Below are 13,801 nucleotides of genomic sequence, written 5' to 3' on the forward strand. Positions count from 1 at the left end.
TATCTCAAGATCGCCTGTGTCACTGCGTACTGTCTTTTTAGTGTGACCGTTGCGCTTGTTTTGCTTATCCGCCTTTTCATGCTTAGGATAGCCTAGATGATCTTCCATCTCGGCTTCTAAGGCAGTGTCAATAAATGACTGCATGAGCTCTTTTTGAAATGCTTTGATGTCTTCGAAGCTTCCAACGTGTTTAGCCATTTGTTCGGCTAATTTCTTTAGTTCTGTTTCTTTTGTCATTGCTTATTCTCCTTTACATTGGATTATAAGCAGTTACACAGAGTTTGGGAAAGGCTCTTTTGAGATATTTTATCTATAAACCATGTACAATCTAGCACAATCAACACGGCAGCTTTTTGTTCTCGAACCATCTAACATAAGACCCATAATGGGAATAAGGGTGGTACCCTAGTGAGGAGTCGAATCTTTGGCTGTGGGCTAGTGGTAGCAATGGTTCGAGTTGTTGAATTAACAGCAGTGTACTTCATGGTGTACTTACCATGCATATTCTATTCGTGATCGGTGCGCTATACAGGCACCGAACTGTTGGATACTAACGGCTATTCAATAAATTATTGTCAACACTTACTATCAAACTAGTTATATCACTTCTCAACTTTGTTAACACTTTGTTTGCTTCAACTCTTTCGTTAAAGTCTTCTCTCCAAATGAAGAAATCCGAAAAGCTACCATTACCGGAGTTCATAAGACTGTAGGTGTCTCCAACGCTTTTAATGGTTGCTTTAGCGTCTTCGTTATATTTTAACGAGTACTGTATTCTATTTATAATTACATTAATTCCTCTTATATAGTTGTGTTCATCCTCCTGAAGTAAAATTTCTCTCAATTTTAAAAAATAGTGATTTAGCTCAGTTAATTTATCTATATTATTCATTTTATTTGCCTATCGAATTTCCTGAAATAACGTTAGCTATACAATTTTTTATAGGGCATACCCCAAGGGAACCAGCTATTTATCCCTATAACCCCATTTATAGACCACTTAAAACAGAACGGTATAATGGAACCACTTATATCAGGTCATGCTTGATAATTTATAAATAGACATAGCTGATATTAGACTTATCCCATAATGCCTAACAAATCTAGATAAGACAGCAACTTATACAATAGATCCACTAACAATGGATCTGTCTGCCATCTCATTTGCCATTACAATGGCTTGGTATAAACTCGTCGCACTTGCGCCGCCGCGCCCTGCCAAATCAAGCGCCGTACCATGATCGACAGAGGTTCGAATATAAGGCAAGCCTAAGGTTAAATTAACAGTATCGCCAAAACCATGTGATTTGAGTACAGGCAATCCTTGGTCATGATACATGGCAATGACCGCATCGCAATTAGCCAAATGCCTGGTGGTAAATAACGTATCCGCTGGCATCGACTCTGAAATATTGACGCCTGCATCGATGAATTCTCGTAAGACTGGGTTGATGATTTCAATCTCTTCCATACCCAAATGTCCACCCTCGCCTGCATGTGGATTGAGGCCGCAAACCAAGATACGAGGCTGCATGAGACCAAACTTCTCTCTCATGTCATCGATGACGATTTGTACCGTTTGGCGTACATTGTCGGCAGTAATCGCAGCAGGTATGTCTTTTAATGGCAAATGGGTAGTGACAAGCGCGACTTTCATCGCTTGATTGGCTAGCATCATGACGACTTTCTCACAGCCACTTTGCTGCATAAAAAACTCAGTGTGACCGCTAAATATAGTGCCATCTAACAGCTTGATACCAGCATCTATCAGCGCTGATTTTTGTAAGGGACCTGTGACGATAGCGGCAACTGTTCCATTTACTGCTAACTGATGAGCAATGTCTAATTGCTGAGCCACCATCGCTGAGTTGGCAATATTGATTTGTCCGCCAGTAACTCGTTCTGCACAAGGGACATTAAGCAAAATAAAAGCACTATCAACGTTGATCTTTTGCTTTGATATCTGCTCTACCAAGTTAACATCGAAGTTATCGACATTTACATCTGTATTGATAGTATGCCAACTAGGTATGCTTTTGAGCACGCCAGCCGCGACCAGCTCATCTGCGCGAACTTGCATGGCTTTAGCATCGGCGGTCACCCAGATGGGGCGGTCAAAATCTTGTAGCTTGCCCTCTGCCGCCAGATTCAATACGACATCCATTCCAATGCCCGCAGGCTCACCTGTCGTGATTAATAATGGACGTTTTTTTTCTGTCATAACAATAGCCTTATTTTATTTAAATTTTTGATTTTATTATATTTATCGTCAATATTTTCAGTTTTTACGTTTAGACAATGGATGCGGTCTCTTATTTTATGCATAACAACCACTGTAGATTTAGTTGCTTACCCAGCCTAAAAAATCACATTATGTGTTAAACTTTCGCTTCTGATTGTAGCATTTACAGACAAACCTAAAACCACGTTTTGGTACATCTACCGTAGAGATGTACCATATCTGTTTTGCGCTACCATCGACATCCTTTTTTATACCCATTTTGACTCATTAGGCACTCATGGCAGAAAACGACAAAACCGACGACTTACTCAATCAGACACCGCCGCACAATATCGATATTGAAAAGGCATTGCTCGCGTCTTTGATGAGTATCGAAGAGGCGTACGACAAGATTGCCGATATCGTCACCAAAGATGACTTTTATGCTGGGCGACATCAATATATTTTTGATGCCATTGCTCACCTTGCAGCCGTGAATGAGCCTTATGATACGGTCATGGTACACGACTGGTTAGAGGCGCAAAAGTTACTCAAAGGTGCAGGTGGGGACAGCTACTTAGCCGATATTTTGAGCCAAAGTCCGGCGACCTTGTTTAACCTGACCGCTTACGCTCAGCGCGTACGTGAGCTCTCAACGCTGCGTCAGCTCATTACCACGGGTAATGACATGCTAGCGCTGGCCTACAATCCAAAAGACCAAAGCGTTAGTGATATCTTGGACAATGTCGAAGGTAAGATATTTAGTATCAATGAGCAGCATAACAAACGCGCGGAACAGCGTGGCCCTGTCGGTATTACTTCGGTCTTAACCAATGTTATCGATCAGATTCAAGAGTTAAAGTCCAACCCTGACGGCATGATTGGTTTACAAACACCATTTGTCGAGCTGAATAATAAAACGCAAGGTCTGCAAGCGGGTGATCTGATTATCGTTGCTGCGCGTCCTTCTATGGGTAAAACCACTTTTGCGATGAACTTGGCAGAAGGGATTTTGTTTAATGAAGATTTGCCCGTTGTGGTGTTTTCGATGGAGATGCCTGCAGAGTCTATCGTCATGCGTTTGCTGTCATCATGGGGCGCGATTAACCAGACACATCTGCGCTCTGGGCAGATGAATGAAGATGAATGGGCAAAAATGATGAATGCCATTCAACATCTGCAATCAAAGCATTTATATATCGATGACAGTACCGCCCTACCGCCCTCTGAGATGCGCTCTCGCTGCCGCCGTATCGCCAAAAACCATGATGGTCGTTTGGGTGCTATCGTGGTCGATTATCTTCAGCTCATGAAAGTGCCAAGTCTAGATGGTAACCGCGTTGGCGAGATTTCTGAGATTTCGCGCAGTCTAAAGGCACTCGCGCGTGAGCTTGAATGCCCAGTGATTGCCTTGTCGCAGCTTAACCGCAGTCTAGAGAACCGCCCAAACAAGCGCCCTATCATGTCGGATTTGCGTGAATCTGGTGCAATTGAGCAGGATGCCGATTTGATTATGTTCATCTATCGTGATGAGGTTTATAATGAAAACTCAGACCACAAAGGCGTGGCGGAAATTATCATTGGTAAACAACGTAACGGCCCTATTGGTACCGTACGCTTGGGTTTTGAAGGTCAATTTACCCGCTTCATCAATCTAACGCCAGAATACTATCAAGGCGTCAGTTTTGAGAATGATGAGTAATCAGCGTTATAACATTTAAGTCTTAGTGAAATGTAAGCCCATACCGATTCTGGCTTACTCACAAGTTAGTAAGTAGCTTTAACCACATAGCCAGTATAGTATCAACTCCATTGATGCTGTACTGGCTTTATCACTTCATAATTCTACTCATAAAGAAGGCGATTATGCGCACTATCACCATAAAACCAAAAGCCCTTACCCATAACCTAAATCAAGTAAAAAAGCGTGCACCCCAGTCTAAGGTATTGGCTATGGTCAAATCCAATGCTTACGGGCATGGCGTGGCGGCAGTCTTGCCAGCCCTGCAGCAAGCAGATGGTATCGGTGTCGCTACTTTGACTGAAGCGCTAGAAGCCAGACAGCTAGGTTGGGAGAAAACCATTGGTCTAGTAGAAGGGGCATTTAGCGCTGATGAGTGGCAACAAGCGATTGATCATGAGATTAGCTGCGTGATTCACCACGGACCACAGCTAGAGTGGGCACTACAAAATGTCCCGCCAGCTGGCAGTGCAACTAGAATGGCTTGGCTCAAATACAATACGGGTATGAACCGTTTGGGTTTCAATGCTGAGGGTGTGCTATCAGCAGCAAAACGCCTACATGAAGCGGGTTATCAGCTGATTCTAGCCACGCATTTCGCCAATGCTGATGACCACGATCACCCATTAAATGCGATGCAGATTGAGCGCTTCTCAAGCGTACTTGCGACCTTGCAAGATACCATTAGCCCAGATATCCAAGGCTCATTATGCAACTCTGCTGGTATCGTCAACTTCCCAGAGTACCATTATGATTGGGTACGCCCAGGCATCATCTTATACGGTAGCTCGCCTGTCGTCGATAAAAGCGCGCAGGATTTAGACTTGCAGCCCGCGATGGAGTTTAGTGCTCAAATCATTGCTTTACAAACCGTTAGCGCAAATGATGCGATCGGCTATGGTAGCCGCTGGCGTGCGCAGCAAGATACCAGAACGGCGTTGGTCAGCGTTGGATATGGAGATGGCTATCCACGTGTGGTTACTGATGATGCGTATGTCACTGTCATCGATGCTAACGACAGCCAAAGCTACCGCTGCCCAGTAATTGGGCGCGTGGCTATGGATATGATTGTCATTGATATCAGTAGCGCACCTGAGAGTCTTGCTATAGATAGCAAAGTCATGCTCTGGGGCGATGCGCCGCGTGTCGATGAAGTGGCAGGTCATGCTGGGACGATTAGCTATGAGCTATTATGTCGCCTCAGCATACGTCCAAACCGTACACAGGCATAATCATTAGCGGCACAGTCATTAGCATACGAGTATTGTGGCTTGCTAATGCGATTTTGGTCTATTTAGCAAGCCATTGAATCTTGGTAAAATTGAACGTTTACATTGAAAGTAAATACGCTATACTAAAAGTTTGTTGTCAACCCAGTATACGCACTGACGCGATGCTATTGAAGACTGATGACGTTTCACTGACTGCGATCGACTGCTAGGATTACTATGAGTTTGCGCCATTTTTTAACCTTATCTGATTTAACCAAACAAGAACTAGAAAACTTAATCAAACGTGCAAGCGAATTGCGTAAAATGCAACACGCAGGCGAGATATATCAGCCTTTTGTTGGTCGTACACTTGGCATGATATTTGAAAAATCTTCAACGCGTACCCGTATCTCCTTTGAGACGGGTATGGGTCAATTTGGTGGTAATGCTATCTTTTTATCACCCAACGATACGCAGCTCGGTCGCGGTGAGCCATTAGAAGACTCGGCACGCGTGATCTCCAGCATGGTTGATATCATTATGATTCGTACCTTTGGGCACGAAAAAGTTGAAACCTTTGCTGAATACTCAAGCGTCCCTATTATCAATGCGTTGACCGATGACTATCATCCATGCCAGTTGCTCGCTGATATGCAGACCTATTACGAGCACCGCGGTAGTATCGAAAATAAGATCGTCACGTGGGTCGGTGATGGCAACAATATGTGCTCATCCTTTATGCAAGCGGCCAACCAGTTTGGTTTTGAATTACGCGTCGCAGCGCCTTATGGGTTCGAGCCTGATCCAAAGCTTATGGAACGTTTCTCACATTGCGTGAGCTTGGTCGAAAACGTCCAAGATGCGGCAAAAGATTCTAATTTGATTGTCACCGATGTATGGGCAAGTATGGGTCAAGAGTCCGAGCAAAATACGCGTGCACGTCGTTTTGCCCCGTATCAAGTGACGCCGTCTCTGTTAGACAAAGCCGATCCTGAAGTGGTGTTTATGCACTGCTTACCCGCCCATCGTGGTGAGGAGATCTCTCATGATATGCTAAACGATCCGCGCTCTGTTGTGTGGGATGAAGCCGAAAATCGTCTACATGCGCAAAAAGCCTTGATGGAGTTTTTGCTAAAAGACAAAATCAAACTACCTGCCTAACTTACCGTGTAAAAAAAACAGTAAGATAAGTTATTAGTCCGTTCATAAATAAAAAAGCCGTTCAGATTTGGACGGCTTTTTTATCTGTAAAAATGGCTTGAGACTGTATTCTTGAGACTGTATTAGCGCGTAAGCGTTGTTACGCCATCTGCACTGGCTTTTAATAGCACATCCGCTTGGTTTACTGCAAAGATACCATTACAGACCACACCCACGATATTATTCAGCTCTTTTTCAAGCGCGATTGGATTGCTCACATCCAAGTCATAAGTATCTAGAATGACGTTGCCGTAATCAGTGACAAAGTCTTCACGATAGACAGGCTCACCGCCCAATTTTGCTAATTGACGCGCGACATAAGAGCGTGCTTGCGGCAGGACTTCAATTGGTACTGGAAACGCGCGACCTAAAATCTCAACGCTTTTGCTCTCATCAACCATACACACAAACTTTTTGGAAGCAGCCGCGACGATCTTTTCGCGAGTCAATGCACCGCCGCCGCCTTTGATAAGTTGCAAGTGCTCATTGACCTCATCAGCACCATCAATATAAACATCAAGCGTACCCGCAAAGTTTAGATCAACAATTTCGATACCAAGCGCACGCAGTTTGTCTTCAGTCACCTGTGAGCTGGCAACCGCACCAGCAAGCTTCAATTGTGGCAACAACTCAATCAAACAGTTGACCGTACTACCCGTCCCTACCCCAAGTATCATATCATCTTCGATATAGCTTAGGGCAGCGCGGGCGGCGGCTTGCTTTTGTGCTTGCTGATCACTCATCATAAATCCTTGGAAAATAAACGTATGGTCTTAAAAAAGTAAAAGGCTAAAACAGATAAAATGCGCGGCTATTATAACCGATGATATTCATCGATGTTAGCGCAATCACATCCTTAATTGGCTGGTCACTGCATATTTATCGAGTACTGGATTATCGAGTACTGGTCTGATACTGATCTTTGCCGCATGTCTTCACTTTAGTGGCTTTCGGGCATAAAACCCCAAGAAAAATGCAATTGAGTCTTGCAAGATATTCAAAATCAGCATAGGCTAATCTATTTCGTTTTTATATTCATTCTGTTTAGGGATTACTATGCTGTCACACTGGGTACGAGCCATACTACAAGCCACCGTCTATGACGTTGCGATTCAAACACCACTTGAAACGGCGCCCAAGCTGACCCAACGTTTTGCCAATGACATTCGATTTAAGCGTGAGGACTTACAACCGGTCAAATCCTTTAAATTGCGCGGTGCTTATAATCGTATCAGTCAGCTAAGCGATGAGCAAAAAGCGCGCGGCGTTATCTGCGCCTCAGCAGGCAACCATGCTCAAGGCGTGGCTTACTCGGCGCGCAAACTGTCATTGAATAACATCATCGTCATGCCAACCACGACTCCCGACATCAAAGTAGATGCCGTCAGAGCACTCGGTGGTAATGTGGATCTGCACGGTGATAGTTTTGATCAAGCAAACCGCTATGCAATAGATCGTGCTGAACGCGAAGGACTTACATTTATTCCACCTTATGACGATGAGCTAGTTATCGCAGGACAAGGAACCATTGCGCTTGAGCTGACACAACAATGGCGCAACATGGATTACGTCTTTGTCGCGGTTGGGGGTGGCGGTCTCATCTCAGGTGTCGCCGCATTTTTGGGAGAAGTGGCACCGCATGTCAAAGTGATCGCGGTAGAAGCGGAACAATCAGCTTGCCTAAAAGCCGCACTTGAAACGGGTGAACGTGTCAAACTTGAGCAAGTCGGACTGTTCGTCGATGGCGTGGCAGTCGCGCAAATTGGTGAACTGCCTTTTGACGTTGTGCGTACTCAGAAAAGTGACAATTCAGGCCCTGTCGTGGAGCCTAACGTCGTCACCTGTAGCAACGATGAAGTCTGCGCAGCAGTCAAAGATGTGTTTGAGGAGAGCCGCAGTATCGTAGAGCCTGCAGGTGCGTTGGCAGTTGCTGGTATGAAAAAATATATCACAGCGAACAATATTCAAGGCAAAAACTGCGTCGGTATCATTTGCGGCGCTAATATGAACTTTGACCGTCTGCGCTATATCGCTGAGCGCACTGAGATTGGTGAGAAAAAAGAAGCCATCTTTGGGGTTACCATCCCTGAACAAACAGGCGCTTTCTTGAATTTCTGTCGCAGTCTATATGGTCGTAATATCACTGAGTTTAACTACCGTGCTGACAGCAAAAAATCGCCAGATTCTATGGAGCCTGCCTCAATCTTTGTCGGTATTGCATTAAAAGAAGGTGAAAAAGAGCGTCAAACTATTAGTACTCAATTGGCAAATGATGGCTATAATGCTTATGATTTGACCGATGACGATATCGCCAAGTCACATATCCGTCATTTGATTGGTGGTCACGCCAAGGTCGAAAATGAGCAGCTGCTACAGGTGGTGTTTCCAGAGCGCCCAGGTGCCTTACTTACTTTCCTAGAAAAATTAGGCGATGATTTTAATATCACTTTATTCCATTATCGTAACCATGGTGCCGCTGAAGGTCGCGTATTGGTTGGTCTGCAAGCTTCTGACAGCAACTCTCGTCAGCTACAAGACGCCCTTTTGGATATCGGTTACGACTGTACGACGGTCAATGACAATATTGGCTATCAGTTGTTTTTAAGATAACTTCCTAAGAGTATGTTCCTAAAATGAATAACAAAAGCGGCTTCTCTTACGATTAGCCGCTTTTTGCATCATATAACCCTATACTAAGTACTACAATCACAAAAATCAATTTGCAAATAGTAAAGTTGCCCTAATATTATTTATATAAAACTATAATTTAATATAAAAACGAATGTAAAAGGATCCTTATGAGTAAAAATACAAATAATAACCCTCAAAGTCTGGCCAAAATTCGTCTCGATAAATGGTTGTGGGCAGCCAGGTTCTACCGCACACGTACGCTTGCCAAGCAAGCCATTGAAAGCGGACGTGTCCATTATGGTGGCAGCCGCGTCAAGACCAGTAAAGAAATCTCAGTCGGCGATGAGCTAACCATTCGTCAAGGCTCAGCGACCGCCATGACTGAAAAGACTGTCATTGTTGAGGCGCTATCTGCACAGCGGGGCAATGCGACCGCCGCTGAAGTGCTATATTCAGAGACCAAAGAGAGCGAAACGCGGCGTGCTTATTATGCCGAACAGCGCAAACTGGCCAACCTTGCTCGTCCTGATAATAAGCCAAATAAAAAAGAGCGCCGTGACTTACAGCGCTTCAAAAGCAATCAAGATTGATACAGCATTACCCTCGCATCACCCAGTTACATATAGCATTGTCATAAACCCAGTATTAAGTGACGCTGTTGTCTAGTCTCTGTCCTTGCCATTCAAGCGATTAAGCGTTACGCTAGTCGTTGGTTCAATCGATTGCATGCTAATAAAAGCCGCATTAACAATGCTGGTTTCTTATAGCATGTTTTTTTGTTATAGAAGGTCATATTATGCTGATGAAAGCCTGTACTCCCTCGTCTGTATTATTGGTTTGTTTAGGAAATATCTGCCGTTCACCAACTGCTGAGGAAGTTTTCCGTCAGCAAGCGGCGATTGCTGGACTCTCAATAAAGATAGACTCAGCAGGTACCAGTGATTCACATGTCGGCGACAAACCTGACCCACGTTCGCAGCGCCATGCGAAATCACATGGCTACACAATTAATAAATTGGTTGCACGCCAGGTAACCGCTAATGACTTTCGTGATTTTGATTTGATCTTAGCCATGGATTCACAGAATTTAGCCGACCTGCAAGCTATTAAAGATGGCATCATAGATACAGAAGATGACTTGGCAAAGCTGGCCCTATTTAGTGAAGAAGACCCTACCTATTGCGGCAGTGATGTGCCAGATCCATATAAAGGCGATAACGATGATTTCGAAGAGGTGATCGAGCGTATCGAATCAAGCGCCCAAGCTTGGATAGAAAGCTGGAAAGCCTGCTAGCCATACCGTCTATATTTCTGCTACTCTTGCATCCGGTATCCTCTATAATATAGTTAATCCTCTATAAAAGAGCTGAAGCGTTAACCGCGCTTGAAGTATCACAATTACGTCTGCACTCAACTGCCTTGTATCTCTTTTAAATTGAATCAACTATAGCTACCTTATTATTTATTATCCTTTTGCCCCATAGGCTATGTTATGACCCAAGCTGCACGCCTTGATCTCGACGCTCAGACCATGACTATAAATGACTCATCAGCGACTCTGTTAGTCAGTAATTCAGTCGATTTGGCACATAGCAATACGATGGCACTGTCCTGTGTCGCTGACTCTGTAGTGACGTTGACCAATGAGGCACAGCTTGATGACTTTATGGCAACCTATGCAGAGGATGTAGAGCATCAGCTGTCATTATTTGTCTTATCTGGCGGTAGCAATGTTTTATTACCAGCAGCGTTAAATGCGGTGGTATTGCAACCCAAAATGCGCGGTATTCACTTGACTGCACAAACCGACGATTATGTTGATATCGAAGTAATGGCGGGCGAAAACTGGCATGATCTAGTCGTACATACAGTCAATCAAGGCTGGTATGGGTTAGAAAACCTTGCGCTCATACCTGGCCTAACTGGTGCAGCGCCAGTACAAAATATCGGTGCGTACGGTGTGCAATTAGAAGACTGCTTACAATATGTACGCGCCTATCATTTACCGACACAAACTTGGCACCATTTATCAGTAGCCGACTGTCAATTTGACTATCGTGATAGTATCTTTAAACGCACGCCAAATACATGGCTGATCAGCCGCGTGGCTTTTAGACTGCATACAGATCCCACCCATATTTTAGCCAGCTATGGAGATGTACAGACTGTGGCGCAGCGCTATGCGGAACAACAAGAGCGCGAGCAAGCCAATCCTCATGACGTTATGCAAGCCATTATAGATATTAGACAACAAAAGCTACCAGACCCTAAGCAGCTACCTAATTGTGGCAGCTTTTTTCAAAATCCTATTATTGGTCAAGATCAATTTACGGCGTTGCAAACAAGCTATCCAGCTATCGTTGGTTATCCGATGCCTGACGCGATGGTAAAAGTTGCCGCAGGTTGGCTCATCGAGCAAGCAGGATTAAAAGGGGGCGGCATCGCACCTATCATGACTCATAAACATCAGGCGCTGGTACTGACCAACCATACTCCTTATCAAGCAACTCAAGAAGATGTGGAAACAGCACAGCGCTATATCGCCAACATCGTCTATGAGAAATTTGCAATTCAGCTATCACGTGAGCCAGTTTGGGTGAATGCTGATGGCTCAATTGGATATGCTGAGCATGTGGTCTAAACAATCATGGTCTAAACGCTTATGGCGAAACTATTTGCGTTCAGCCGAACGAATGGTGAAGCTATTCCGTATCATCAATATTACCTTTGTATTAGGCTCGACGTCTGTTATTTTAGTCCTAATCAGTTTGTTCACACCGCTATTCTCACAAGCCGTTGTCTATATATTTGCGCTTCTTCCTTTACCAAAAATGCCTTCTGCTGCTATGAGCTCTCCGCCGACTGCTTACGTGGTATTAGGCGGTGGTCTAACTAATGATAATAACAATCAAATCATCCTCAATCGCTATAGCCTGAATCGTGCCCGTACCGCGGCTGGGGCCTATCACGATCTTCCCTTACCTATTGTACTAAGCGGCGCTGAAGCCCCTTGGCTCGGTCAGTGGCTCATTGAGCATGGTATCGATGGGCTGATAAGCGAAAATGCCAGTATGAATACGTGCGAAAACGCCCGTTTTACAGCCAAGCGTATTCCGCTTTATCACGTTTACCTTATTACTGATAGTTATCATATGGCACGTGCGCGCAGACAGTTTGCTTTGAATGGTATTAATAGCACACCACTTAGCGCACCATTGCCAGTTAGACGCGACTGGATGAAGCCTGCGCAAAACCTAAGCCATTCACGGCGGGCTGTTTATGAAATCGCCGCCTATCTACGGGATGTGATACGTCCGCAAATGAACTGTCGTCACGCCGATGATGTGACTTCACAGCAGCTCCTAACACCGCGAGGCAGTGCCAAAAAAGCATCTGATGAATAGGTTTTATACTAAACGCGCAGCTAATATCGTCATATGATGCTACGCCTCATTCTAATCGCTACAGATCATCCACTGCATTTGCGATGGGTGTATAATAATAAAAGACACTGCTATTGAAGAGAGTTACCATGCTCAGTATATTTTTATTAATCCCATTAAGTCTCATGCTATTTGTGGTTGCCATCTGGGCGGTGCGTTATGCGGTAAAATCAAACCAGTTCGAAGATTTGGACAATGCATCACAGCGTATCATATTGGATGATCGTCAAGAGCGCAGGCAAACCATGCAGGCTCATGAGCGCGCGGTGCAGTCTCAGCCTTCTGCTGATACCGAGCCGTCAGATGATAACGTTGATAAAGATGCGCTCGTTCGTACTGATGTAGAGAAAAACACAAAAATCTAACCTTTATTCTTCTCTCTTTTCATCGTGTAATGATGAGCTTTCGTTAGATAATAATCGTATACGGCCTTTATGACTTTTAGGAGATGCATCCATGACCATGGCTTTACTTGCTGCGGCATTACTGATGGGTTTTTTTGGCTCGCCGCATTGTTTGGGTATGTGTGGCGGTCTTGTGACGGCATTTGGCCTGTCTATGAAAGATGTCAGCCCTACTAAACGCCGCGCGCTGGTGGCCACCTATCATCTTGGCCGTCTAACCAGTTATGCATTATTAGGTTTGGTCGCAGGACTTATTGGTGTCACGGTACTAGCGCCATTGATGCAGGGCAACAGCATGCCGCGCATCTTGTTAGGACTGGTATTGGTATTTGTCGGTGCTACCATGCTTGGCGCGCCGTTTTTGACAAAGCTCGAGCGTTTTGGCATGCGCTTTTGGCAGTATCTTAGCCCGCTGCGTCAAAAAGTGTTTCCACTCAATACTTTTCCGCGCGCACTGACTGCTGGATTGTTGTGGGGCTTTTTGCCTTGCGGCTTGGTCTATGGCGCCTTACTGATTGCTGTCGTCGCTCACAACCCATTAAGCGGTGCCGCATTGATGTTTGTATTCGGCTTAGGAACCATACCGATGTTAGTTGCAACGCACAAGACAGTCGGCTGGTTACGTGACAAGATTGGTCGTTTTCGCTTAAGGCAGTTAAATGGCGCGGTGATGGTACTCTCAGGTTTGGCAGTTGCTGTCGTTCCTATGGTCATGGCAAATATGCATGGTGGGCATGGTGGTGGACACGCACAGATGGATCATAGTAGCCACTCTGCTATGATGTCTGAGACAGATGCTCATGATATAGATCAGATGAATCACGATATGACGCCAGCTATGGATCATGGTATGCAAGACATGGATAATCATATGGATCATAGCATGCATGATATGGGTGATGACGCCCCCTCCATGCATCATGGTCAATAATTTCTAACACATAACTCGA

14 protein-coding genes are annotated in these 13,801 nt (G+C 44.8%); 10 read left to right on the plus strand and 4 right to left on the minus strand.

Features of this window, described 5'->3' with window-relative positions:
* From AS194_RS03245 to pdxA, 3 genes are all read right to left on the minus strand, one after another.
* On the minus strand, window positions 1-237 hold a 237-nt coding region (locus AS194_RS03245), incomplete at its 3' end, for a transposase (RefSeq protein WP_200960310.1).
* A 313-nt stretch (window positions 238-550) separates the two neighbouring features.
* Complete coding sequence (locus AS194_RS03250) at window positions 551-892, minus strand: hypothetical protein (protein WP_058024042.1); 342 nt, start codon at window positions 890-892, stop codon at window positions 551-553.
* A gap of 228 nt (window positions 893-1,120) precedes the next feature.
* Complete coding sequence (gene pdxA / locus AS194_RS03255; RefSeq protein ID WP_058024043.1) at window positions 1,121-2,221, minus strand: 4-hydroxythreonine-4-phosphate dehydrogenase PdxA; 1,101 nt, start codon at window positions 2,219-2,221, stop codon at window positions 1,121-1,123.
* Window positions 2,222-2,519: 298 nt separating this feature from the next.
* On the opposite strand from pdxA, the gene dnaB reads away from it, so the two are divergent.
* From dnaB to argF, 3 genes are all read left to right on the plus strand, one after another.
* Window positions 2,520-3,923, plus strand: coding sequence for a replicative DNA helicase (gene dnaB, locus AS194_RS03260; RefSeq protein ID WP_058024044.1), 1,404 nt, complete (start codon window positions 2,520-2,522; stop codon window positions 3,921-3,923).
* 164 nt (window positions 3,924-4,087) lie between these two features.
* Complete coding sequence (gene alr / locus AS194_RS03265) at window positions 4,088-5,194, plus strand: alanine racemase (RefSeq protein WP_058024045.1); 1,107 nt, start codon at window positions 4,088-4,090, stop codon at window positions 5,192-5,194.
* A gap of 216 nt (window positions 5,195-5,410) precedes the next feature.
* Window positions 5,411-6,334 (plus strand): ornithine carbamoyltransferase, encoded by a 924-nt coding sequence (gene argF, locus AS194_RS03270; protein ID WP_057760398.1) that lies wholly within the window; start codon window positions 5,411-5,413, stop codon window positions 6,332-6,334.
* Between the two features lie 122 nt (window positions 6,335-6,456).
* On the opposite strand, the gene rpiA is transcribed toward argF, so the two are convergent.
* A complete protein-coding gene (gene rpiA, locus AS194_RS03275; protein WP_058024046.1) occupies window positions 6,457-7,116 on the minus strand; it encodes a ribose-5-phosphate isomerase RpiA in 660 nt (219 codons plus the stop codon).
* Window positions 7,117-7,429: 313 nt separating this feature from the next.
* Between rpiA and ilvA the strand changes: the two genes are divergently transcribed.
* From ilvA to AS194_RS03310, 7 genes are all read left to right on the plus strand, one after another.
* Window positions 7,430-8,983: a threonine ammonia-lyase, biosynthetic gene (gene ilvA, locus AS194_RS03280; RefSeq protein ID WP_058024047.1), complete on the plus strand. Its 1,554-nt coding sequence runs from the start codon at window positions 7,430-7,432 to the stop codon at window positions 8,981-8,983.
* 188 nt (window positions 8,984-9,171) lie between these two features.
* Window positions 9,172-9,594 (plus strand): RNA-binding S4 domain-containing protein, encoded by a 423-nt coding sequence (locus AS194_RS03285; protein ID WP_058024048.1) that lies wholly within the window; start codon window positions 9,172-9,174, stop codon window positions 9,592-9,594.
* Window positions 9,595-9,800: 206 nt separating this feature from the next.
* Complete coding sequence (locus tag AS194_RS03290) at window positions 9,801-10,298, plus strand: low molecular weight protein-tyrosine-phosphatase (RefSeq protein ID WP_083499582.1); 498 nt, start codon at window positions 9,801-9,803, stop codon at window positions 10,296-10,298.
* 237 nt (window positions 10,299-10,535) lie between these two features.
* Entirely contained in the window at window positions 10,536-11,645 is a 1,110-nt protein-coding gene (gene murB / locus AS194_RS03295; RefSeq protein WP_058024084.1) for a UDP-N-acetylmuramate dehydrogenase, read from the plus strand.
* Entirely contained in the window at window positions 11,635-12,408 is a 774-nt protein-coding gene (locus tag AS194_RS03300) for a YdcF family protein (protein WP_058024049.1), read from the plus strand. Before murB ends, AS194_RS03300 begins: the two co-directional genes overlap by 11 nt.
* 128 nt (window positions 12,409-12,536) lie before the next feature.
* Complete coding sequence (ccoS, locus tag AS194_RS13875; RefSeq protein WP_058024050.1) at window positions 12,537-12,812, plus strand: cbb3-type cytochrome oxidase assembly protein CcoS; 276 nt, start codon at window positions 12,537-12,539, stop codon at window positions 12,810-12,812.
* A 91-nt stretch (window positions 12,813-12,903) separates the two neighbouring features.
* Window positions 12,904-13,782, plus strand: coding sequence for a sulfite exporter TauE/SafE family protein (locus AS194_RS03310; RefSeq protein WP_058024051.1), 879 nt, complete (start codon window positions 12,904-12,906; stop codon window positions 13,780-13,782).
* The last annotated feature ends 19 nt before the right edge of the window (window positions 13,783-13,801 follow it).

The organism is Psychrobacter piscatorii, from assembly GCF_001444505.1.
Classification (GTDB): domain Bacteria; phylum Pseudomonadota; class Gammaproteobacteria; order Pseudomonadales; family Moraxellaceae; genus Psychrobacter; species Psychrobacter piscatorii_B.